At 71.3% G+C, this 23,134-nt stretch carries 20 protein-coding genes; 8 read left to right on the top strand and 12 right to left on the bottom strand.

All coding sequences use genetic code 11. The features are described from left to right. Positions 1-2 precede the first annotated feature (2 nt). From J7357_RS15535 to J7357_RS15525, 3 genes are read left to right on the top strand one after another with little or no spacing between them, the layout of a single operon-like run. Positions 3-1,079 (top strand): glycosyltransferase family 4 protein, encoded by a 1,077-nt coding sequence (locus J7357_RS15535; protein WP_209247812.1) that lies wholly within the window; start codon positions 3-5, stop codon positions 1,077-1,079. Beyond that, entirely contained in the window at positions 1,076-1,858 is a 783-nt protein-coding gene (locus J7357_RS15530; protein WP_244667558.1) for a WecB/TagA/CpsF family glycosyltransferase, read from the top strand. Before J7357_RS15535 ends, J7357_RS15530 begins: the two co-directional genes overlap by 4 nt. A gap of 10 nt (positions 1,859-1,868) precedes the next feature. Continuing rightward, complete coding sequence (locus tag J7357_RS15525; RefSeq protein WP_209247810.1) at positions 1,869-3,161, top strand: O-antigen ligase family protein; 1,293 nt, start codon at positions 1,869-1,871, stop codon at positions 3,159-3,161. On the opposite strand, the gene wecB is transcribed toward J7357_RS15525, so the two are convergent. From wecB to J7357_RS15505, 4 genes are all read right to left on the bottom strand, one after another. After that, positions 3,146-4,276, bottom strand: a complete 1,131-nt coding sequence (gene wecB / locus J7357_RS15520; RefSeq protein ID WP_209247808.1) for a UDP-N-acetylglucosamine 2-epimerase (non-hydrolyzing) — start codon at positions 4,274-4,276, stop codon at positions 3,146-3,148. The two genes, J7357_RS15525 and wecB, sit on opposite strands and share 16 nt — an antisense overlap. A gap of 27 nt (positions 4,277-4,303) precedes the next feature. Next, positions 4,304-5,710 (bottom strand): undecaprenyl-phosphate glucose phosphotransferase, encoded by a 1,407-nt coding sequence (locus J7357_RS15515; protein WP_244667557.1) that lies wholly within the window; start codon positions 5,708-5,710, stop codon positions 4,304-4,306. Positions 5,711-5,774: 64 nt separating this feature from the next. Then, positions 5,775-6,917, bottom strand: a complete 1,143-nt coding sequence (locus J7357_RS15510) for a glycosyltransferase (RefSeq protein WP_209247806.1) — start codon at positions 6,915-6,917, stop codon at positions 5,775-5,777. 19 nt (positions 6,918-6,936) lie between these two features. Then, complete coding sequence (locus J7357_RS15505; protein WP_209247804.1) at positions 6,937-8,079, bottom strand: glycosyltransferase family 1 protein; 1,143 nt, start codon at positions 8,077-8,079, stop codon at positions 6,937-6,939. A 457-nt stretch (positions 8,080-8,536) separates the two neighbouring features. Here J7357_RS15505 and J7357_RS15500 point away from each other — a divergent pair, with 457 nt between their 5' ends. Genes J7357_RS15500 through J7357_RS15490 form a run of 3 tightly spaced genes read left to right on the top strand, consistent with a single transcriptional unit; the run spans position 8,537 to position 11,052 of the window. Further along, entirely contained in the window at positions 8,537-9,853 is a 1,317-nt protein-coding gene (locus J7357_RS15500; protein WP_209247802.1) for a histidine kinase, read from the top strand. Further along, positions 9,846-10,613 carry a LytTR family DNA-binding domain-containing protein gene (locus J7357_RS15495; protein WP_209247800.1) on the top strand — a complete coding sequence of 256 codons (768 nt, stop codon included), beginning with the start codon at positions 9,846-9,848 and terminating at the stop codon, positions 10,611-10,613. Before J7357_RS15500 ends, J7357_RS15495 begins: the two co-directional genes overlap by 8 nt. Positions 10,614-10,656: 43 nt before the next feature. Next, positions 10,657-11,052, top strand: a complete 396-nt coding sequence (locus tag J7357_RS15490; RefSeq protein ID WP_209247798.1) for a hypothetical protein — start codon at positions 10,657-10,659, stop codon at positions 11,050-11,052. Positions 11,053-11,443: 391 nt separating this feature from the next. Here the strand turns inward: J7357_RS15490 and J7357_RS15485 are convergent, their stop codons facing one another. Both J7357_RS15485 and J7357_RS15480 read right to left on the bottom strand, forming a co-directional pair. Next, positions 11,444-11,779 (bottom strand): TonB-dependent receptor, encoded by a 336-nt coding sequence (locus J7357_RS15485; protein WP_343237420.1) that lies wholly within the window; start codon positions 11,777-11,779, stop codon positions 11,444-11,446. A gap of 85 nt (positions 11,780-11,864) precedes the next feature. Next, positions 11,865-12,482, bottom strand: a complete 618-nt coding sequence (locus J7357_RS15480; RefSeq protein WP_184449412.1) for a hypothetical protein — start codon at positions 12,480-12,482, stop codon at positions 11,865-11,867. Positions 12,483-12,656: 174 nt separating this feature from the next. Here J7357_RS15480 and J7357_RS15475 point away from each other — a divergent pair, with 174 nt between their 5' ends. Both J7357_RS15475 and J7357_RS15470 read left to right on the top strand, forming a co-directional pair. Beyond that, complete coding sequence (locus J7357_RS15475; protein WP_209247796.1) at positions 12,657-13,586, top strand: oxygenase MpaB family protein; 930 nt, start codon at positions 12,657-12,659, stop codon at positions 13,584-13,586. 98 nt (positions 13,587-13,684) lie between these two features. Continuing rightward, positions 13,685-16,657 (top strand): EAL domain-containing protein, encoded by a 2,973-nt coding sequence (locus tag J7357_RS15470; protein WP_244667556.1) that lies wholly within the window; start codon positions 13,685-13,687, stop codon positions 16,655-16,657. Here J7357_RS15470 and J7357_RS15465 read toward each other — a convergent pair. The 6 genes from J7357_RS15465 to J7357_RS15440 form a co-directional block, all read right to left on the bottom strand. Next, on the bottom strand, positions 16,647-17,660 hold the full coding sequence (locus J7357_RS15465; protein ID WP_209247794.1) for a Rieske 2Fe-2S domain-containing protein: 1,014 nt from the start codon (positions 17,658-17,660) through the stop codon (positions 16,647-16,649). The genes J7357_RS15470 and J7357_RS15465 overlap by 11 nt on opposite strands. Positions 17,661-17,703: 43 nt before the next feature. After that, a complete protein-coding gene (locus tag J7357_RS15460) occupies positions 17,704-18,891 on the bottom strand; it encodes a GGDEF domain-containing protein (RefSeq protein ID WP_209247792.1) in 1,188 nt (395 codons plus the stop codon). 142 nt (positions 18,892-19,033) lie between these two features. Further along, positions 19,034-20,140, bottom strand: a complete 1,107-nt coding sequence (locus J7357_RS15455) for a hypothetical protein (protein ID WP_209247790.1) — start codon at positions 20,138-20,140, stop codon at positions 19,034-19,036. Further along, complete coding sequence (locus tag J7357_RS15450; protein ID WP_209247788.1) at positions 20,137-21,318, bottom strand: ATP-grasp domain-containing protein; 1,182 nt, start codon at positions 21,316-21,318, stop codon at positions 20,137-20,139. Before J7357_RS15450 ends, J7357_RS15455 begins: the two co-directional genes overlap by 4 nt. Then, complete coding sequence (locus tag J7357_RS15445) at positions 21,311-22,159, bottom strand: MBL fold metallo-hydrolase (RefSeq protein WP_209247786.1); 849 nt, start codon at positions 22,157-22,159, stop codon at positions 21,311-21,313. Before J7357_RS15445 ends, J7357_RS15450 begins: the two co-directional genes overlap by 8 nt. After that, a complete protein-coding gene (locus J7357_RS15440; protein ID WP_209247783.1) occupies positions 22,156-23,133 on the bottom strand; it encodes an NAD-dependent epimerase/dehydratase family protein in 978 nt (325 codons plus the stop codon). Before J7357_RS15440 ends, J7357_RS15445 begins: the two co-directional genes overlap by 4 nt. Between the last annotated feature and the right edge of the window lies 1 nt (position 23,134).

Raw genomic sequence — 23,134 nt, 5'->3', positions numbered from 1 at the left:
GCATGCGCATTCTGCACGTGTACAAGGATTTCGCGCCGCTGCGCGGCGGCGGCGGCGTGGCGCGGCACATCCATGGCCTGGCGGTGCTGGCGGCGCAGGCCGGACATGCGGTGCGGGTGGCCGCGCCGGCGGCGGAAGACCCGGGCAGGCCCGACTACGCCGCGGTGCGGGTCGCCGCAACCGGGTTGTGGCCGCACATCGGCTGGGCCGACGTGGTGCACGTGCACGGCGCACGCACGCCGATCGCGGCGCTGGCGGCGCTGCTGGCGCGCTGCCGCGGCAAACGCGTGGTGTACACGCCGCACTGCTATTACGATGCTGCGCCCAGCCTGGGCAAGCACCTGCGCAAGCGCCTCTGGGATGCGCTGGTGGAACGTCCGCTGCTGCGGCGCGCCGATTGCGTGGTGCTGCTGTCGGCCTATTGGCGCGATTATCTGCAGGCGCGGCGGATGCCGGCCACGCGTGCGCTGCTGCTGCCCAACGCGGTGCTGGCCGCCGAGCTGCCCGCTGCCCCGGTCGAGGCCGCCACGCTGGCAGGCGCGCCGGCCCTGCTTTCGGTCGGCCGGCTGGATGCGGTGAAGCGCCTGCACGATGCGATCGCGTTGCTGGCGCAGCCGGGGATGGACGCGGCGGTGCTGCATCTGGTCGGACGCGGGCCCGATCGCGACCGCCTGCAGGCCTGTGCCCACGCGCAAGGCGTGGCCGCACGTGTGCGCTTCCACGGCTTCGTCGCCGATGCCGCCGTCGCGGCGATGGCCGCGCGCGCCGACGCATTCGTGCTGCCGTCGGCGGTGGAAGGCATGCCGACGGTGTTGATCGAAATGCTGCTGCTCGGCTGCCCGGTACTGGCCAGCGACATCCCCGGCAATCGCGCGATCCTGCAGCCATTGGGGTTACAGGACGCGCTGTATCCGCTGGGCGACATCGCAGCGCTGGTGGCGCGGGTCGCGGCGCTGCGCCGGCAACGCGTCGCGCCGCAGTTCATGGCGTCGGTGCGCGCCGGCTTCACCTGGGAGGGTATCCGGCCGCAGGTGCTGGCGCTGTACGATGCGCTGATCCCCGAGGAGCCTGCCCCTTGAATCCCAGTCCGCCGCGTCTGCGCTTCTTCGACTGCCCGCTGGATCTGCTCGCGCCTGCCGACCTGCTGCAACGGGCGCAGGCCGCGGCCGCCGGCGGCGCGCCACTGCGGATCGAGGGCCTGAACGTGGCCAAGCTGATCGATGCGCGCGCGCAGGCGCCGTTGCGCGCGGCGCTGGACGAGGCCGAACTGGTGCACATCGACGGCAGCGGCATCAGCATCGGCCTGCGCTGGATGGGCGTGGAGCCGCCGCCGCGGCGCGCCGGCATCGATCTGATGCAGGACTTGTGCGCGCAGGCCGCGCAGTCCGGAGACGGCGTGTATCTGCTGGGCGCGCGGCCGGCGGTGGTCGCGGCCGCGGCCGAGCGCCTGCGCGCGGCCGCGCCGGGACTGCGCATCGTCGGCGCCCGCGACGGCTATTTCGGCGAGGCCGAGGTGCCGCAGGTGGTCGCGGCGATTCGCGCGTCGGGCGCACGCTACCTGTTCGTCGGCATCAGTTCGCCGAAGAAGGAACTGTTCCTGCAGCGGCACTGGTCCGGCCTGGGGGTGGCGGTGGCGATGGGCGTCGGCGGATCGTTCGATGTGCTGTCCGGCATGCTGCCGCGCGCGCCGCTGCTGATGCAGCGGTTCGGCATGGAGTGGCTGTTCCGGCTGGCGCTGGAGCCGCGGCGCCTGGGCTGGCGCTACGTCCGCACCAATTTCCTGTATCTGCTCCTGCTGCTGCGTGCGCGCCTGAACCGGCGCTACCGCGCGCGCGCGGCGATCCGCGAACCGGCATGAGCGCACTGGCATGAGCGCACCGGCGACGGGCGCGTCCGCCGCCGACGCGCGCGCGCCGCAGCCGCTGGCGGTCGCGGCGTGCCTGGGCGTGTACCTGCTGTTCTGCCTGCAGCAGGTGGTGCTGACCGGTCGCTACTTCGGCGTGGGCCTGTCGCTGGGCTCGATGGCGATCCGCGCGTTCGTGCTGGGCGTCGCGGTCTGGGCGGTGTGGCGGCATGGCGTACCCGCGATCCTGCGCAGGCCCTTGCTGGCGATCCTGGCCTGCCTGGCCGCGCTGGCCGCGTCGGTGCTGGCATCGGGGCATCCCGAGCTGGCGTTCAAGTTCGCCGTGCGCTACGCCACCGCCTTGCTCGCCCTGTGGGCGATGCTCAACCTCGCGCTCGCCTGCCCGCGCTGGCCGCGCGCGGCGACGCTGGCGGCGCTGATCGCGCTGTGGTGGAACCTGGCGCTGGGGCTGGCGGTGCGCCTGCACTTGCCGCCGGCGCTGCGCCTGTCGTTGGCCTTCCACGCCGAGGACAGCTTCAAGTATCTGCCGCGGATCTCCGGCATGTACGAGCATCCCGCGCTGCTGGCGGCGAGCGCGGTGGTGGTGGCCGCGCTGGTCCTGCAGTGCTGGCGCAGCGGTGCGCTGGGGCGCTTTGCGCTGGCCATGGCGCTGCTGGGCGCGGTGCTGGCGCTGGCGCTGACCCAGGTGCGCAACCCGCTGTTGCCGGTCGGCGCGCTGCTGCTGTGGTGGGCGTGGCCGCGCCGCGGCGCCTCGCGCGGCCGCCGCCAAGCGGCCGTGTTCGCGCTGCTGGGTCTGCTGGGGCTGGCCGGCTTCGTGCTGTGGCAGCGCTATGCGGACATGACCAGCGCGGTGCACGAAAGCACGCTCACTGCGGTGTCGCTGGGCCGCACCTATCTGTGGGCTGGCGCGTTCGAGGCCTGGCGCAGCCACCCGTGGTTCGGGCTGGGCGCCGGGGTCTTCCAGTTCCTGGTGCCGGACTACACCGGCGGCCGCTTCGACCGCGGCGAACTGCATGCGCACAATCTGCTGCTGGCGGTGCTGTCGGAAACCGGGCTGTGCGGGCTTGTCGCCTGCCTGGGCTTGCTGGTGGCCGTGTGGTCGCCGTTGCTGCGGCAGGTGCGAACGCGCGCCTGGGCGCTGCTGTGGCTGGTTCTGCTGCTGGGCCTGGGCGTGTTCGACGTCTACCTGCAGTTCTATGCGTTCTCGCTGCATGCGGCGCTGGCGGTGGCGGCGCAGTACGCCAGCGTGTCCGCGCCGGCGCGATCGCCTGAGCCGTGCCGTCAGCGTGCGGCCTGACGCAGCGGCGCCCGTTCCGAGGCGCGTTGCCCGGCCTGGGTATTCGCCAACAAGGTGTCGAGCACGTCGCGATAGGCATGGCCGTCGCCGAACGGGTTGCGCCATGCCACCTCACGCGCCAGCAGTGCGTCGGCGGCCGCGCGCAGGCCGGGTGCGTCCAGGCTCAACGGCAGCTCCGCGCCGCCGACCTGCAGGGTCTCCGGCCGCTCGGTGTTGGTGCGCAGCACCAGGCACTTGCGCTGGAGGATGCAGGCTTCCTCCTGGATGCCGCCGCTGTCGGTCATGATCAGCGACGCGCCCTGCTGCAATGCCAGCATGTCCAGATAGCCGACGGGCCCGATCGCGCGCAGGCAGCGATGCCGCGCCGAGGCCGCATTGCCCATGCTCGCCAGGCGCGGATGCATCGGGAACACCAACGGCACGCCGGCGTCCTCGGAGATCGCGGCCACCGCCTGCATCAGCGCGGCGAAATGCTGCGGATCGTCGGTATTGGAACGCCGGTGGCAGGTCAGCAGGTGATAGCCGCCCTGGTGCAGGCCCAGCCGCTGCAGGATGTCCGAGCGCCGCAGCGCGGTGCGCGCATGCGCCAGGGTCGCATCCGCCACGGTGTTGCCGGTGACCCGGATGTTCGCCGCCGGCAGGCCTTCCTCGCGCAGGATCTGCGCCTGCAGCGCAGTCGGGCAGAACAGGTGGTCGGACATGTGGTCGATCAGCACCCGATTCACTTCCTCGGGCATGCTGCGGTCGCGGCTGCGCAACCCCGCTTCCACGTGCGCCACCGCGATGCCGAGCTTGTTGGCGGTCATGGCGCCGGCCAGCGCGCTGTTGGTGTCGCCCTGCACTACCACCACGTCCGGTCGGGTGCGTTCCAGCACCGGTTCGATGCCGCACAGCATGCGCCCGATCTGGGTGGCGTGCGGCGCCGAGCCGACCCCGAGGTTGTAGTGGGCGCGCGGCAGGTCCAGTTCGTCGAAGAAGATGCGGTCCATCGTCTCGGCGTAGTGCTGGTTGGTATGCACGATCGAGAAGCGCAGGCCGTCGCGCAGGCTGGCGGCGATCAGCGAGGCCAGTTTGATGATCTCCGGGCGGGTGCCGAGAACGTAGCTGATGTGCATCGGATTCGGACTCCCCCGGTCCTGCGGTCAATAAGCGTCGCGGTCGAACAGCACGATCGCCGCCGTCTGCGCGATGATGCTCAGGTCCAGCCACAGCGACCAGTGCTGGATGTAGTACAGGTCGTAGTCGATGCGCTTGCGCATCTTCTCCACGGTATCCGTCTCGCCGCGCAGCCCGTTCACCTGCGCCCAGCCAGTGATGCCGGGCTTGACCCGGTGGCGTTGCAGGTAGTTCGGCACCAGGTCCTGGTATTGCGCGTTGTGCGCCAGCGCGTGCGGACGCGGACCGACGATGGACATGCGCCCCTGCAGCACATTGAAGAACTGCGGCAGCTCGTCCAGGCTGGTGCGGCGCATGAATGCGCCGAAGCGGGTCACCCGCGGATCGCCGCGCTGGGTCTGCGGCGCGGCATCGTCGGTGTCGTGCAGACGCATGCTGCGGAATTTCCACAGTTCGAACGGTTGCCCGTCCCAGCCGTGCCGCGTCTGCCGGAACAGCACCGGCCCCGGCCCGGACAGCTTGACGCCCAGCGCCAGAATCAGCAGCAGCGGGCTGCTCAGCAGCAGGATCAGCGTGGCCAGCAGCTTGTCGGTGACGTCCTTGAGCCATTGCGCGGTGCGCGACAGCGGCCGCACCGACAGCTCCAGCAGCGGCGTCCCTGCCACCTCGGCGATGCCGTGGTGGATCATGCCGAAAGCGAAAATGTCCGGGACCCAGCGCACGTCCACGCTGCTGGCGTCGAGCTGGCGCATGCTCTCGCGGATCAGCGCCTCCTCGCGCATCGGCCAGGTCAGCCACACTTCGGCGATGCCGTGCAGGTCCAGCCATTGCGGCAGCGCCGCGAGGTCGCCGCCGCGGATCGCCGTCGGCGACGGCACCCACTGCAGTCCGGACCATGGCCCCTGGCTGATCCGCGCGCCGAGTTGCTCGACCCGTTCCGGCGGGCCCAGCACCGCGATGCGGCGCGTGCCCACGCCATGCCGGTGCAGCCAGCGCAGCAGCCGGTCCGCGGCCACGCGCACCCCGACCAGGCCGAATGCGCCGATCACCGCCCAATACAGGAACCACAAGCGCGAGAAGCTGGGGCCGGTCTTGCTCAGGAAGCTCAGCGACGCGAGCACGCCCAGCACCACGCCCCAGCCGAGCAGCAACCGGCCCAGCATCATCGTCGGCAGTGCCAGGCGCCAACTGCGGTACAGCGCCAGTTGCGAGAACACCAGCAGCGCCAGCGCCGCGCCGGCCAGCAGGGCATACGGGTAGCGTGGCGCCTCCGGCAGGCTCGCCTGGCTCACGCGCACGGCATAGGCCAGCAGGCCGCTGCCGACCACCACCGCGGCATCGGCCACCTTCAGCAGCGTCGCCGCCAGCGCCATCGCATCGCCGACCACGCCCGATGCCGCCGCCCGCGGCAGCGGCCCGCCCAGCAGTCTCATGCGTGTTGGCTCCGCGCATGTCGCGAAGGCATTGCGTTGTTCCCGTGCGTCCCCAAGGTGCTCCTCATCCCCATTCCCTGTCGGCCGTCCCGCGCCTCTCGCAGACCGTGCGGTACAGCGCCAGATAGGCGTCGACCATGCTGTCGGCGGTGAACAACCGCCGGTATCGCGCTTCCGCGTGCCCCCCAAAGGCCGCGGCGATGTGTGGATGGTCCCATAGATAGCGCATCGCGTCGCGCAAGGCCACCGGATCGGCCGGCGGCACCACCAGGCCGGTCTCGCCATCGACGTTGACGAAGCTGGTGCCAGTGCCGATCTCGCAGGAAATCATCGGCCTGGCGTGCATCGCCGCTTCCAGCAGGGAAAGGCCGAACGCTTCCGAGCGAAGATGGGATGGGAACACCAATGCCGCGCAGGCGCCCAGCAGGGCGTGCTTGTCGGCCTCGTCCACGGCGCCGAGGAAATGCACGTGGGTCAGCCCCAGCGCCTGCGCCTGGGCGCGCAAGGCCGGCGCTTCGGGGCCGTCGCCGACGATCGCGATCGGGATCTGCAGTCCCTGCGCGGCCTGCAGCAGAAACCGCAGCCCCTTGTAGTAGCGCAGTACCCCGACGAACAGCAGGAAGCGCGGACCCAGGCGCGCGCGCCACGCCTCCATCCGCTGTGGCGAGACCGCGTGTTGCGGCGCGGCATCCAGGCCGATGGGAATGACGCTGACTTTGGCGCGGTGTTCGGCCAGGATGGCGCTGCTGGCCAGGTAGTTCGGCGAGGTGGCGACGATGCGGTCGACGCTGCGCAGAAAGCGCCGCTGCAGCGGCCGGTACAGGCGCAGCAGCTGCCGTTGCCGCACGATGTCCGAATGGTAGGTCAGCACCGAGGGGGTGCCCGCCGAGGCGGCGAAGTGCAGGGCGTCCATGAACGGCCACGGGAAGTGGTAATGGATCAGGTCGGCGCGGCGCGCCAGTTGCGCGTAGCGTCGCACCAGGCCGAGCGAGACCGGCATCGAGGCGAACTCGGCGCTGCGCCGCAGCCGATGCAGCGTATAGCCGGCATGGATCCGGGTGCCGGCATGCGCAGCGTCGCCGCACAGCGCCAGGACCTCGCTGTGCACCCCGCGTGCCTGGGCATGCTGCGCCAGCGTATGCACCACCCGCTCGATCCCGCCGATGGAGTCGGGCAGGGCGGTCTTGTAGACATGCAGGACGCGCATCAGCCCGGGGCTCCGTGGTTCATGCGCGCATCGCGTCGCGGTAGGCGTCGGCGGTGCGCTCGGCGCAGGTGCGCCAATCGAACTGCGCCCCGCGACGGCGCCCGGCCGCGCTCAGCGTCGCGCGCCACGCCGCATCCTCCAGGCCGCGGGCGAGCAAGCCGAGCAGGCCGTCCACATCGCGGGGATCGAACAGCGCCGCTGCATCGCCGGCGACCTCGGGCAGCGCCGCGGCATTGGAACACAGCACCGGCGTGCCGCTGCCCATCGCTTCCAGCACCGGCAGGCCGAAGCCCTCGTAAAGCGACGGGAACACAAACAGCCGCGCACCGGCGACCAGCGCCGGCAGACAGGCCTGCTCCACGTAGCCCAGGTAACGCAGCCAGCCCTCGCGTTGCGCCTGCGCCATGCGCTGGTGCAGCGCCTCGCTGTGCCAGCCCGGATGGCCGGCCACCACCAGCGGCCAGCGCGTGCGCAGCGCCGCCGGCAGCGCGGCATAGGCCTGCAGCAGCGCCTGCAGGTTCTTGCGTGGCTCGATCGTGCCCAGGAACAGCGTGTAGCCGTCGGCCTGCAGGCCCAGCGCCTGCAGCGGCGCCTGCAGCTCTTCCGCGCCATGCGGGCGGAAGGCCGCATGGCCGGCCAGCGGGATGGCGCGGATGCGCGCCAGCGGCCAGTCGAATTGCGTGGCAATTTCCTGCCGCGAGAATTCTGAAACAGTCAGGATCAACTGCGCGCGGCGCAGCGACAGCGCCAGTTCCTTGCGCATGTAGCGCACCCGGTCGGCACGATGGCACTCGGCCCAGCGATAGATCGAGACGTCGTGGAACGTGGCGACGCAGGGGCCGTCGAACGCCGGCAGGTAATAGTTGCAGCCATGGAACAGGGCCGGCGCCTGGCCGCGCAGCGCGCGCGACTTGGCCGCGTTGTGCAGCCGCCGGTAGACATCGACGGCCGGCCGGATGCCCGACAGGCGGTCGCGCAGCCACGGCACCAGCGTCGGTGCCGGTCCCGGTGACGGCAGGTCCTGGCGCAGGTGCCGGCCGTGCAGGAAGCGCAGCGATTCGATCTGCGGCAAGGCCGCCAACTGCGTGGCCAGTTCCTGCGTGTAGCGGCCGACGCCGGTCAGCGGATACCGGATCGACTCCGTCGCCAGGATTACGTGCATCGCAACCACGGTCGCATGCGACCCAAGGTGGGCCTGGCGACGCCGTGCCGCTCCTGCGCGCGCGCGGCGGTCGGCCAGAGCGCGGCCGCCGCCCGGCGCGGGGCGAGCGTCGGTATGGCGCTGCGTGGGACGTATTGCTGGGGCATCCTGGCTCCGGCTGGTTGAACCTAGAGTCTAGAACGAACCTGGGCCGCCCATGCAGTGGTCGATCGTTGGCAGCGGCGAGCGCCGGTCGAACACCGACGCAAAGCCGCTGCTGCCCGGCAGGTCCGTCGACGTCGTTCCCCCGGAGCGCATGCCAGCAGTGCGCGAGCATCGGATGCAGCGCCCTGGCCGGCCGTGGTTGGCACCCTGATTTCCATCATCGGCGCCAGGTTTCTTCGCTTTCGTCGCGACGGGCTGGCGGCGCCGGCCGCGGCGGCTATGCTCGCCGGCACCTCCTCTCGCCCCGGCCGCCATGCTCGCCAGCCTGTTCTTCCTCGTTCGCCTGTTGTGCGCCTGGGCCGGAGCGGTGATCGTGGCCGCCTTCGTCTGGGCCGGGTTGTTCTACGGCATGAATTCCGGGCCGGGCTGGCTGTTCGGGCTGCTGGCGATGCTGCTGATGCTGTCGGCGCTGATCGCCGGCATCACTCACCTGCGCAAGGTCTGGCTGATCGCCGGGCGCCTGGACTGGGGCACCCTGGCCAGCCGCCAGCGGCGCCAGATCGAGATCCCGCTGGACACCCGCGAGGCGTTCGCACTGCTGGATGCGGCGGTGCGTGAGTTGCCGCGGGTGGAGGAGGTGGAAAGCACGCTGGACAGCCTGCAGGTGCGCGCCAAGGTGCGCCGCATCGATCCCTACAACGGCCGCCCGCCGTCGCGCTGGAACCTGGCCGCGCGCTTCGCGGTCAAGCGCAACCAGGTGGTGGCGACGGTGACCCCGGGCACCGGCACCAGCAGCCTGACCCTGCTGCTGGAGCCGGACGCCAGCGCCTGGATCGACCTGTTCGCAGTCGACGAGGGCAGCAACTACGAGAACGCCGAAGCCTTGGGCCGCGCGCTGGCCCGGCGCGTGGCCGAACTGCGCCGCGACGAGCAGGCCGCCGCCGCGCAGGCCGCCACCGAGCAGGAACTGACCGTGGCGCGGCTGAACCTGCTGCACGCCCAGGTCGAGCCGCATTTCCTCTACAACACGCTGGCCAGTGCGCAGGTGCTGGCGCGCACGGATCCGCCGCGCGCCGACCTGATGCTGGGTTACCTGATCCAGTACCTGCGGCGTTCGCTGCCCAGCACCGAGGATGCGATGAGTTCGCTCGGCGACGAACTGGAACGGACCCAGGCCTACCTGGAGATCCTGCGCATCCGCATGGGCGCGCGCCTGCAACTGCAGGTGCAGGTACCGGAGACGATGAAGACGCTGCCGCTGCCGTCGATGATGCTGCAGACGCTGGTGGAGAACGCGATCAAGCACGGCCTGGAACCCAAGCCCGGCGGCGGCACCATCTGGATCCTGGCGCGTGCGGTCGACGACCACGTCACCCTGACCGTGGCCGACGACGGCCTGGGCTTCAACACCCAGTCCAGCGGCACCGGCATCGGCCTGAAGAACCTGCGCGAACGGCTGCGCCTCACCTATGGCGGCGCGGCGAGCTTCGCCATCGTCTCCAACTTCCCCAGCGGCGTGGCCGCCACCATCACCCTGCCGTGGCCGGCGGGGACGACCCAGACACCGCCGCCAGCGCCAGCGCCAGCGCCGGCACCGGTGGCGATGCACACGGGAGCGCACCATGACTGACGCGATCGTCGCCGAGGACGAAACCCTGCTGCGCGACGCGCTGGTCGCGTTGCTGGGCGAGGTGTGGCCGCAGCTGCGCATCGTCGCCGAGTGCGAAGACGGTGCCAGCGCGCTGGAACGCCTGGCCGAACTGCAGCCGCAGGTGGCGTTCCTGGACATCCGCATGCCCGGGCTGAGCGGCATCGAGGTGGCGCGTGCGCTGGGCGAACTGAGCCCGCACACGCAGGTGGTGTTCGTCACCGCCTACGACCAGTACGCCATCGACGCGTTCGAACACGGCGCGGTGGACTACCTGCTCAAGCCGATCGTGCGCGAGCGTCTGCAGGCCACGGTGCAGCGGCTGCAGGCGCGTGCGGCCCAGGGGCCGGATCCGGCGGTGCTCGATGCCTTGCTGCAGCGCCTGCAGCAGCGCCCGGCCGCACCGACGGCGCCACCGCCGCTGGCCTGGGTCACCGCCAGCAGTGGCCGCGAGACGCGGCTGATCCTGCTCGACGACGTGCTGTATTTCCAGGCCGACAGCAAGTACACCACGGTGCTCACCCGCGACGGCGAGGCGGTGCTGCGCACCTCGTTGCGCGAGTTGCTGGACGTGCTCGATCCGACCGCGTTCCGGCAGATCCATCGCTCCACCATCGTCAACCTCAAGGCGGTGGCCTCGGTGGTGCGCGAGGACACCGGCAAGGGCCGTCTGAAGCTGCGCCACCGCGACGAGGTCCTGACCGTCAGCCAGCCGTACATGAGCCTGTTCCGCGGCATGTAGCCGCGCTGCCCCTTCGCTTCGCCCTGGAAAAGGAATCTCGGTCATGCGCCTGCTCTCCTTGCTGTGGTCGTGCCTGCTCGGCCTGTTCGGCTGCCAGGGACATGCCGATCTGGACCTGTCCACGGGCGCCCGCCGCGAGACGGTGGTGCAGGTCAGCGAGCGCGGCGTGCCTCTGATCTTCAGCCGGACCACCTACCGTGATGGCGTGGCCACGTTCCGTTGCATCGACAGCCGCAGCGGGCGCTGCCACTACCAGGTCTATGCCGCCTGCACGGCAGCGCAGGCGGCGCCCGGCAGCGACGGCGCTGCCTGCAGTCCGCGCGTGCTGCAGGCCTTCGATCTGGCGGTCGGCCAGCGCCGCGAGATCGCCGGCCTGCCGCGCGATTTCCGCCAGTGCGTGGTGTCGGATGCTCCGGCGTCGGCCTGCGGGCGGGAGTGAGGGGCGACAGGGAAGGAACGATCGATACGATCTTCCGACACGTCCAGCGATGTCACGATGGCCGCGGCGGTTGTGGGAGGGACTTCAGTCCCGACAGCGCGTGCAACGAAGCTGCCGGACGACGTCCCGCGTCGCGACTGAAGTCGCTCCCACAGGAAGCGTTACCGCGCAGTTGTCGGACGTCCTGCGTTGCGGCTGAAGCCGCCGAGAGGCATTACCGGGAAGCTGTCGGATGACGTCATGCGTCGCGGCTGAAGCCGCTCCTACGTGATGCCTTGCTGCGGTCCGAACATCGGCACCGTAGGAGCGGCTTCAGCCGCGACCCGGATGCGAGGTCGACCGATACATCGCATCGCGTCGCCGCATTCGCCCTTGCACTCGAATGGCGCAATCAGCCCGCCGCTGTTGTGGGAGGGACTTCAGTCCCGACGCCTCTGCAACCGAATTGCCGAATAGCGCCTCGCTCGCGACCGACGCCGCTGACGCTCCAGCCGTCGGCCGCGCCGTGGGCGGTGTACTGCCGCCACAGCGAACCGCTGTGCCGCGGCACGTTGTACAGGCGGCTGCCGACGCTGCTGACGCGTTGACCACCGTCGTCGGTGACCACCGCATCGGTGTAGGCGTAGCCGCCGAACAGGCTCAGCCCATCGCCCAGGTCGGCGGCGGCGTTGAGCTCCAGGCCGCGGCTGCGCTGTTCGTCGGCAGCGCATCGCCACGCGCTGTCCACAAACGCAAAGCGACCGCCGGTGCGGTCGCTTTGCGGCGCGGTGACGCCGTTGAGGTGGTGCGCGTCGCGCGGGCGCGCGGCGGCCTCAGCCGGCGACGCGGAACACGCCGGGCTGGCCGCCGGGCGGCGTGCCTTCGAACTGGATCAGCGAGGCGACCAGTTCGGCATGCAGGCGGATGCGGCCCATCTCGCGCATGATCCGGATGTCCTCGTGGCGCAGTTCGCGATTGGCCACCACCTCGCGCTTGTAGGCGAGGATCTCCGGATACTTGCGCGCCATGTTCAGCGCGTCGGCCACGCACTCCACGGTGTCGGCATCGGCGGACAGCGGTTCGCGGCTGTTGAACGCGGTGAGCCAGCGCTCGAAACCGGCGGTGCGGTCGAACATGTTGGCGATGAACCAGATCACGAACAGGATCGCCACCCACGAGGTGACCACGATGACGATGCGCGAGAAGGTCAGGTGGTAGTCGTGCTGCCACAACTGCGCGGTGATCACGCCGAGCAGGATCAGCGAGATCGCCTGCCAGCCGATGATCGAGGCCACCAGCCATTGCTGCTTGGCCTTGGCCAGCAGGGCCACCTCTTCGCGGATCTGCGATTCGCTCTTGTGCTGCCAGTGCGCGACCTGTTCGGGAAACGAGCGCTGGTGCAGCGCGTTGTCCTCGAGCAGCAATCCCAAGCCTTTGAACAAAGCGAGCATGACGGGCTCCTTGCAGATGCGGTGACGGACGCGGAACGTCGGCGGGCGATCTTGAGGCAGCTTCTTTCTAGCACAGCGGCCGCAAAGTGCATGCTGCGGTCGCACATGCGGCGCGGCCGGCGTGCGCCATACGCCATCGCACGGCGCTGGCGCCGCCTCCGCTACCATCGGTGCATGCCCTCCCTGCTGCGCACCCTCTCCGCTCCGGCCACCACCCAGATCCGCCGCTGGGTGCTGGGCGCGTTCCCGCGCGAACGCGATGCCATCGACTACGACCAACCGCTCGGCGATGTGGGCCTGTTCGGTCCGGACAGCGTCACCTGGCGCATCCATGCCGAGTTTCCCGGGATGCTGGCCGGCGGGCTGTGTGCGCTGCTGCTGCAGACCCTGCACCCACTGGCGCTGGCCGGGGTCTACGACCACTCCAACTTCCGCGAGGACCTGGTCGGGCGCCTGCGCCGCACCACCCAGTTCGTCGCCGCCACCAGCTACGCGCCCATGGATGCGGCGCAGCGCCAGATCGCCCGCGTGCGCGCGATCCATGCGCGGGTGCGCGGCCACACGCCCGACGGGCGCGCCTACGCGGCCGACGATCCGGCGCTGCTGACCTGGGTGCACGTGACCGAGGCCTACGGCTTCCTGCAGGGCTACCGCCGCTATTGCCGCGCGGTGCCGACCGCGATCGCCGACCGCTACTACGACGAAGGCCGGCGCGTGGCCGAAGCACTGGGCGCGCGCGAGGTTCCGGCCAGCGAGGCGGCGGTGCTGGCCTATTTCGAGCGGCAGCGGCCGCTGCTGCGGGTGGATACGCGCTCGCGCGAGGTGCTGGCGGTGCTGTCCGGCCTGCGCCTGCCGGTGCCGGCGCCGGGGCTGTCGCGGGAACTGTTCCTGGGGGCCGGCGCGGCGCTGCTGCCGCCGTGGGCCAGCGCCCTGCTGCGTCAGGCGCGGTTGCAGCGCATCGGCCCGACGGTGCCGGCGTGGCTGCTGCAGCAGGTGGCGCCGCTGTTCCGGGTCGCACTGCACGACGGCATCGCCGCGCGCGCGTGTCGGCGGGTAGGGCTGCCGGCGCAGGCATTGGCGCAATGGCCGCAGTGCACTGAATGATTTATCTGTGTCGCTGAACGCAGTATCGCGTCACGCACGGTCAAGATCGCCGGACCCAGGCCGCTGTAACCAGCACCTACGCCAGTCCTCACTTTTCGATGCCGCCGAACCCGCTCGCCGACAGGAAGCGCGACCGTCGCTTTCGGCACAGCCTGCGGCGCGTCACGCGCGCGCCGCTGCGGGCGATCGCGACCTGGGGGCTGGTGCTGGCGGTGCTGCTGGCCGCCGGCCTCGTGCTGGTGCTGGCGCAGGACCGCCATCACCGCCTGGCTGCGGCGCAGCGGCAGAGCCTGGCGTTGGCCACCGGCACCGACCGCCTGCTGCAGTTGCAACTGGACAATCTCGGCCAGGCGCTGCATGGCGAGGGGCTGGGCGCACAGGCGCTGCTCGCGGAGACGCCGGCACGCGCCCCCGACCTGATCGACGCCTCGCTGCACGGCCTGCTGGCGCGGCATCCGGAACTGCGCGACGTGGCCTTGCTGGAGGCGAACGGGCAACGGCGCTTCAGTGGCGCCGGCGATGCGCAACTGCGCGCATGGATGCAGCGTGCGCGCTGCGGTGGCCGGGTCTGCGTGAGTCCGCCGCTGCGCCTGGCCGATGGCGAGGCCGTGGTGCGTATCGCCGTACCCTGGGGCACCGACGGCTGGGTGGAGGCGCAATGGCGGGTGGCTGCGCTGCAGCGCATCGTGCAGGGCACCGACAGCGGGCGCGAGGGCATCGTCGCGTTGACCGACGCGCAGGGTGTGCTGCTGGCCGCGAGCCGCTCGCTTGCAGGCCAGCCGCGCCTGCCGCAGGCGCTGGCGCAGCCGATGCCGCACGGTGGCGCGCTCGGCGTGCGCCGCGACGTCTTCGATGGAACACCGCGGATTCTCGCGATAAGCGGCGGCGGCGCCTATCCGTTGCTGGCGGTGGCCGGCGTGGGGCTGCGCGAGACGCTGGCGGGCTGGTGGTGGTTCGTTGCGGCGGCGGCGCTTGTCTATGCGCTGTACCTGCTCGGCCTGGCCTACCTGCTCGGCAGCCTGCGCCGCGCCGAGCGACGCCAGCACCACCTGCTGCAGCGCTTGCGCCGCGGCGACGAGGATCTGCGCCTGGCGCATGGCATGGGCGGCATCGGCACCTGGCGCATCGACATCGCGCAGCGCGTGCTGCGCCTGTCCGAGCCGACCGGGGCGATGTTCGGCCTGCAACGCATGCAGATGCCCATCGAGGCGTTCCTGGAACGGCTCCACGTCGAGGATCGCGCGCGGGTGGAGCAGTTGTACGAGGACGCCGCGCAGGGGCGTGCGGAGTACAACACCGTCTATCGCATGCATCTGCCCGACGGCCGCCTGCGCTGGCTGGCCGCGCGTGGTGCCTTGGTGCGCACCCGCGAAGGCATGTGCATGACCGGCGCGGTGCAGGACGTCAGCGACCGGGTGGCGGCGCAGGCGCGCCTGCTCGATGCCGAGCGGCAGTTCCGCCTGGTGTTCGACCGCAATCCGCTGCCGTACTGGGTGTTCGCCGTCGACAGCCTGCGCTTCCTGGAAGTGAACCAGGCCGCGGTGCGCCAGTACGGCTACAGCCGCGAGGAATTCCTGGCGATGGACCTGCTTGGCCTGCGCCCGGCGGAGGACGCCGAGCGCTTGCTGCGGGACGTGCGCAAGCCGCGCGACGGCTTCGACGCGCCGAGCGTGTGGACCCACCGGCGCAAGGACGGCAGCCTGCTGTCGGTGTGCATCCACAGCGTCGACCTGGAGTTCGGCGGCGTGCCGGCACGGCTGATCCTGGCCGAGGATGTCAGCGAACGCCTGGCCCACGAGCGCGAACTGGCCTATCTCGCGCGCCACGACTTCAGTACCGGTCTGCTCAAGCCGCATGCGCTGGCCGAGGCGCTGCGCGCGCAGCGCGGCGGCTACGCCATCGCCTACGTGCAGGTGCGCGGCCTGGCCCTGATCGGCGACACCCTTGGCCGCGCCGCCGGCGATGCAGTCCGCAGCACGGTGGCCGGGCGCATCCGCACGCTCGGCGAGCGCTTCGGCCTGAGCGCGCACCAGCCGGCGCAGGACTTCGTGCTGGCGATCCTCGACCCGCAGTCCCTGCCGCAGGCCTTGCAGGCGCTGCAGGAGGCGTTGCATACCCCGGTGCAGGGCGGAGAGTTCGCCCAGCAACTGCAGGCGCACATCGGCGTGGCGCTGTGCCCGGACGATGCCGCCGATGCCGACGAGGCCATCGGCAGCGCCGCGCAGGCCGCGCATGCGGCACAGGCCGAGGGTCGCAGCCTGGTGCGCTTCGATCGCGCCATGGCCGCGCGTACCGGCGAACGCCTGCGCCTGGCCGGGCGCCTGCAGCAGGCGATCGAGCGGCAGGAATTCGAGCTGCATTTCCAGCCGATCATGGACGCGGTCAGCGGCGCGCCGCGCGAACTGGAAGCGCTGATCCGCTGGCCGCAGGCCGATGGCGGCTTCATCGCGCCGGACACCTTCATCCAGTTGTGCGAGGACACCGGACTGATCCTGCCGCTGGGACGCTGGGTGATGCGCGCCGCAGCGCGTGCGCGCCGCGAACTGGCCGACCACGGTTGGCCGAACCTGCCGGTGGCGGTGAACGTGTCGGCGCTGCAGTTCTTCGATGGCGATCTGGTCGCCGACCTGGTGCAGGCGTGCGCCGAGGCCGGGCTGGCCGCCGACGGCCTGCAGTTGGAATTGACCGAAAGCAGCCTGATGCGGCAGCCGCAGCAGGCCGGCGACGTGCTGCAGCAACTGCGTGCGCTGGGCGTGCGCGTGGCCCTGGACGATGTCGGCACCGGCTTCTCCAGCATGGCGTATCTGCGCGACCTGCCGCTGGACACACTCAAGATCGACCGCAGCTTCGTCGCCGAGGTCGACCGCGATCCGCGCAACGCCTCGATCTGCCAGGCGCTGCTGACCCTGGGCCATTGCCTGGGGCTGGACGTGGTCGCCGAAGGCGTGGAAACCGAGGCGCAGTTGCGCTGGCTGCGCGCGCACGGCTGCGGCGGCGTGCAGGGCTATCTGCTCGGGCGTCCGGCCCCATTGGCGACGGTGCTGCAGCGGCTCGGCGCAGTCACAGCATGATCTCCACGTCGTGGCCGCTGCCCGGTGCCGGCAGCGGCTCGCCGTCCCAGTAGCGGCGCAGCGGTTCGCGCACCAGGTCCAGCGCGGTGGAGGCGCCGCGTGTGCCGGGATAGCGCTGCAGGTTGCGCGACTGCAATGCGAGCATGCGCCGGTCCTGCTCGCCGACCCGGCGCAGCAGCGGCCACACCAGCAGGCGCACCGCCCACGCCGGCGCCCAGCGCCCCTCCACGTGCAGGCTGGCGAAGACCGCGGTGCTGCGCACGTCGAGCGGGGTGAAGTGCAGGCTGATCCGCACACGGCCGCCGCGCGCGTAGCGGTACTCGATCTGCGCGCTGCCGGGGGCGGCGAAATGCGCGCGTTCCAGCGTGCGCGGCGATTCGAACAAGCGGTACAGCCAGCCGCTCTGCGCCGCGGCGCCGCGGTAGTCCACGTGGAAGCCTTCCTCGGTGTGGCGCAGTTCGGCGCGCATCGCGGTGCGCGCGCCGCCGCGCCGCACCAGCCCCGGATGCAGCAGATGGGTGTGCAGCGGGTCGAGGAAGTTCTCCAGCGCATCGACCACGTGTGCGTCCCAGCGGGTGCGCCACAGGAAGCGCCGCGCCGACGGCTGCAGCGCCTGCACCAGCTGCGACGGCGCATCCGCGCCTTCGGGATCGGGGCGCAGCCAGATCAGGCCGTCGTGCTCGAGTGCGGCGAAGGCGCGGACCCGCACGGCCGGCGGCGTCTGCCCGGGCGGCAGGCCGGGAATCTCGCGCAGCGCGCCGCTGCGGTCGAAGCGCCAGCCGTGATACGGGCAGGACAGCCCGTCGCCGGCAGCGCAGCCGGCCGACAACGGCGCGTGCCGGTGCGGACAGCGGTCTTCCAGCGCGAGCAGGCCGCCGTCGGCGCAACGCGCGATCGCCGCATGCCGGTCCATCACCGTCACCGCCAGCGGCTGCCGCCGCAACGCCGCGGCGGGTGCGACGGCGAACCAGTGTCGGTACAGCGATGGATGCCAGGCGCTCATGCCGGCGGCATGGTGCGCAGGGCGTGCCGCCCGCCCGGGGCGCTCATGCGACGGTGGTGCCGGCGATGCGGTTGCGGCCGGCGCGCTTGGCCGCGTACAGCGCCTGGTCGGCCACCAGCACCAGGGTCTGCCACGGCGCTTGCGCGCGCGGCGACAGGCAATAGCCGATGCTGACCGTGCATGCCAGCGAGGTGTCGGCGGCGACGTCGATCTGCTGTTGCTCGATGTGCCGCCGCAGGCGCTCGGCGAGGTCGCGCATCCCCGCCTCGTCGCCATGCGGCATCAGCACCATGAACTCCTCGCCGCCGATGCGCGCGAGCAGGTTGGGGGTGTGGATGTGTTGCGCCAGCGTCTGCGCGATGGCGACCAGCACCTGGTCGCCGATCGCATGGCCGAAGCGGTCGTTGATCGCCTTGAAATGGTCCACGTCGATCATCAGCACCGCGATCGACGCCTGCCTGCGCGCGGCATCCTGGGTCGCGGCCTCGCCACGCTCCCACATCACCCGGCGGTTGGTCACCCCGGTCAGCGGATCCTGCGAGGCGTGCCGCCGCAGTTCCGCGTTCATTTCGCGGGTCAGCATCCACAGGAAGCCGGGGGTGATGCTGGCGGTCAGCACGATGCGCGAGAGCAGGCCGAAGTTGGTGGTCGGGTCGTAGCTGGTATCGGCATCGGGATGCAGCGCCCACCAGGCGATCCGCAGTCCCACCATGCCCGCCCACAGGAAATGGCAGACGGCGGTGAAGCGTGCCGCCGAACGCACCACGCCGTCGGCATAGCGCCACAGCGCAACGGCCGTGGCGGCGGTCAGCAGGCCGCGCACCATGCCGCCGAAGATCACCATGATCCGGTGATCGTGGTTGGCGTAGTACAGGCTGTAGAGTTCCAGCGTGCACAACAGCGCGACCGGCAGCAGCAGCGTCCATTGCATCAGCGGACGCCGCAGATAGGCGTTCACCGCCACCAAGGTCAGCATGGTGGCCACGTCCAGGATGACGTTGCCGGTGTGGTTGACCCAGAAGTTGGTGACGTTCCAGGCCGGCGCCATCAGGATGCCGAAGCCCAGGGCGAACACGCCGTAGCTCAGCGCCAGCAGCAACAGGCTGCGTGCGTGCCGTTCCTTGCGGCCGGTGACGTACAGGGCCAGGAACATCGCCGAGGACACTGCCGCGAGCAATGCGTTGACGATCAGCAGGGTGCCGGCATGGGCCAGATGCGCAATCCATTCCACAGATGTTCCGGGCCGCAGCGGCGATGGGGTGTTGCAGGTGCGGCAAAGTATAAGGCAGCGTGTGTGCCTGGAATTCGGCAAGGCGCGCCGAGTTCGTGCTGAAAACGGTTACGGAGTGCAAAACGCGGGGTGCGGACCCCAGTCAGAGCCGATAGTGGCGCATCAGCGGCACGCCGATGCGCCGGGTCAGCGTGCCGAGCGCGGCGATCGGCTGGCGCCGTCGCAACGGCAGGTGCCGCGCATCGACCGCGCTGTACTCGATGACCGGCACGCCGCCGCGCTGGCGCTTGAAGCTGGCTGCGCCGGCGCTCTGGTTGAGGCGCTGGCCGTACCGGCGCGCATGGTCGATGCCGCAGGCGGTGAGGGTGCGGTACAACGCCAGCCGCTGCGGCAACTGCAGGTCGTAGCCGACGATCGGCGCAGTGACGGTGCCGCCGATACCGAACAGCCCGGTGATGCACACCAACTGTCCGTCGCCATCGCGGAAGCCGTCGAAGCGCAGCAACCCGGCGCGGTGCCAGGCGCGCAGGAAGCCGGCGTGGTAGGCCGGATTGCAGCGCGAATATTTTTCAAGATACAGCTGCGCATACAGCGCGGCGATGCGCGGGTAGTCGGCCTCGCCGATGGCGTCGTTGCCGCAGCGCTGCAGGTCGCGACGATCCACCAGCTTGAGATCGCGGGCCAGGTCGCGATGGCGCAGCAGTCGCGGCCAGTCTTCGTACAGGTACACCTGGCGGCTGCCGATCAGGGTGAAGCCTTCGGCCTGCAGCGCGTGCAGCCACTGCGGCGTGTCCACCGTGTTGAGCGAGCGAAACCACAGCGCGTGGTCGGGCCAGCGCGTGCGTGCGGCGTCCAGCAGCGTGCGCAGCCCGGTCGGCGGCAGCGGTGGGTACAGGTTGGTGGACAGCAACCAGTTGTTGAGGGTGACCGCGCGGTCGATCCGTGCCCAGTCCAGCCAGGCGCCGATGCCGCCGCACAGCCCGCGCACCGGCGCGGCCAGCGCGCCGGGCAGCAGCCGTGCGGCTTCCTCGGCGGCGTAGTCGGCGTAGGTAGTGCGCGGCGAGCAGACCCAGGCGTTGCCAGGGTGGCGTTCGCCGACCGTCACCGGCAGCGCCAGGTCGCCGGCCTGCAAGACCTCGATGCGCGCATGTGCGTTGTCGGCCAACTGCTGCGCGTCGCCGCCGGCATGCAGCGCGGCGAAGCGTTGCAGCTGCGCGGCGTAGTCCGCGGCGGCGTCGCCATGGCTCATGGCGGGGGCAATGCCTCGCCGTCCCACTCGGTATCGCGGGTGGCGGCTTCGCGCACGCTGCAGCGTCGTGCCAGCGCCAGGCGCGCATGGCTGCCCAGGTCGCACAGCGTGCCGACCAGCGGCCAGCGGTCGCCGCGCGGCGCCAGCACGTCCTCGGCGCGTGCGTAGTCGTGGCGCCACTGTCGCAGCCGGCCCTGGCCCAGCGCCGCCGGCAAGGCCGCGCCGAGCATCAGCATGCCCAGCATCGCTGCGCGGTCGTCGGCCGGGCGCAACGGCGACGGCGCCGCGCGCGCGTCGCCGCACAGCAAGGCCACCAGCGGATCGGTCGCGGCGAACAGGTGCAGGCCGCTGGTCGCGCGCGGATTGCATTCGATCACGCTGCAGCGCCCTTCCGAAGACACCATCCAGTCGAAGGAGATCTGCCCGGTGAAGCGCAGCGCCCGCACCAACTGCGCGGTGAAGCGCTCGATCTGCGGATCCGGCGCTGCGTCGAAGTAATAGCTGGAACTGCGCCGCAGCCGATAGCGCGGGCGGTACACGGCGTGCGCCAGCAACACGCCGTCGCGCGCCAGCGCATACGAGCAGCGCTCCTGGCCCTCACAGTAGCGCTGTGCGACCCAGTCGCCCTGCGCGGGCAGCGGCGTGGCATCGGTGGGCACGCCTTGCGGGTACAGCCGCACATGCACGCCGAAGCGCGAGAACTCCGGTTTGAGCACCAGCGGTTCGGAACCGGCCCACTCGCGTGCCTGCGCCAGGCTGCGCACGCGCACGCTGGCGGGCACCTCCACATCGCTGCCGAGCCCACGCGCCAGTTCCATGAAGTGATACTTGCTGTGCAGCGTGCGCAGCGTGGCGAAGTCGTGCAACGGTAGCTGCAACTGCGCCGGCAGCGCACTGCGATAGCGGGCCAGGTAGAACACTTCCTCGCAGGTCGGCACCAGCACGTCGATGCGCTGGCGGGCGAGCAGGGCGTTGAGATCGGCCAGCCACGCGCGCGGCGCATCGCGTGCAGGTGCGATGCGATGATGCCCGGCGACCGCGCGCGACCAGCCGGAGATGCGGCTGGCGACGCTGTCGGCCAGGTGCACCCGCCAGCCCTGCGCGGCGAAACGGCGCGCCAGATCCAGGGCGACCGGCGCGCGCGCGCCGGTGATCAGCACGCCGGGTGCCTCAGTCATGCGTGTGCTCCGCCGGCGCTGGCCGCCATTGCCGGCAGTGCGAGGGCACCAGGCGCACCTGCGGCGCGGCCTGGCGCAGCGCATGCAGCCGCGCCAGCGTGTCGCGGTACACGCGATGCTCGCCGAGCAGATGGGTGACCAGCGCCGGCGGTGGCGTGCCGTCGGCGAGCGCGGCGCTGGACCAGGCCGCATCGGCGATCAGGAACACCGGGCCGTGCGCGTCCTCGAACCACAGCCCGTAATGGCCGGGCGCATGTCCGGGCAGCGGCACCAGCAGCACGCTGGCATCGCCGAACAGATCGCGTGGCGTGCCGAAGTCGCGCAGCGCGGCGGGTGTCGTGGCCGCGGGCAGCGCCTCGATCCAGTGCATGCGCGGACGCGCGCCGTGCAGCAGCGCCGGCAGGAAGCCTTCGCGCAGCGCGGTCAGCCGGCCGCGGCGCTGCAGATCGTCCCAGGCCTGCTGTGCGCAGGCCAGGCGCGCGTGCGGGAAATCGGCGACGCCGCCGACGTGGTCGCCATGGAAATGCGACAGCACGATCCAGCCGATGCGGTCCGCATCCACGCCGTCGCGGGCGAGTTGCTCGCGCAGCGATTGCCCGGGCGCGAGGTGCACCGGGGTCAGCCAGCGGTACAGGCGCTCGGGGAAGCGCGCGGTGGCGTCGAAGAAGTGCGGCGAATAGCCGGTGTCGAACAGCAGGTCGCCGTGCTGCGGATGCTGCAGCAATGCTGCCAGCGCCGGAAACGGACACGGCGCCAGCGGCGCGCCGCGGCGCGTGGCGCGCTCCGGATGCGTGCAGTGGCCGGCTTCGTACAGCCGCCACTGCAGCCTGGGCGCGCTCATGGCCGCCCCAGCGCGGCCAGCCCGGCCTCGGTCGACAGCACCGGCACGTAGCCGAGCTCGCGGCGCGCGCGGCCGATGTCCAGTGTCTGCGAATAGCCGAGCACGCCGATGCCGTAGCGGCTGAGCCGCGGCTCCGGCTGCCCGCGTCGGCGCAGCGCGATCTGCTCGCCGAGCGTGGCCAGCGCCAGCGCCGGCCCGCGCGGCACCGGCAGCAGCCGCACGCGCAGGCGCAGCACCGCGAACAACTCGGTCAGCAGCTCGCGCACCGCGATCGGCACGCCGTTGCTGATGTTGTAGGCGCGGCCGTCGCCGATGTGCTCGGCGCGCAGCGCGGCCAGCGCCGCAGCCACTGCGTTCTCCACGCAGCACACGTCGATCATCGCGCGGCCGCCGTGGACCAGCGGGAACCAGCCGCGCTGCGCCACCGCCAGCAAGCGCGGCACGATCGCGTTGTCGCCCTGGCCGAACACCGCGCGCGGACGCAGCACCACCGCCGGCAGCCCGGCCGCCGCCGCCGCGCGCACCTTCTCCTCGGCTTCCCACTTGGTCTGCGGGTAGCCGCCGATCCAGCGCGCCGGCGGGGTGAATTCTTCGCGGACCTGGTATTGGTCGGCGAAACGAAAGTAGATGCTCGGCGAACTGAAATGCACGAAGCGGCGCACGCGTGCGGCCAGCGCGGCATCCAGCAAACGCTCGGTGGCGACCACGTTGGCCAGGCGGAAGGTCTCGGCGCTGGCCCACGGTGCCGACAGCGCCGCGCAGTGGATCACCGCATCGCAGCCGTGCAGCAACGGTGTCAGGTCGTCGCGGCACAGGTCGGCGCGCTGCACCTCGATGCGCGAATCGCCGGCGAAGGCCGCCAGCTTGGCGGCGTCGCGGCCGCTGGCACGCACCGGCACGCCGGCCTCGGCCAGGGCGCGCACGATGTAGGCGCCGATGAAGCCGGACGCGCCGGTGACCAGGACGCGGGCCATG

Origin of the sequence: Xanthomonas sp. D-109, assembly GCF_017746095.1 — a bacterium.
Taxonomy (GTDB): Bacteria; Pseudomonadota; Gammaproteobacteria; order Xanthomonadales; family Xanthomonadaceae; genus Xanthomonas_A; species Xanthomonas_A sacchari.
The sequence above is the reverse complement of the archived record's forward strand: the minus strand, read 5'-3'. Positions and strand labels throughout refer to the sequence as shown.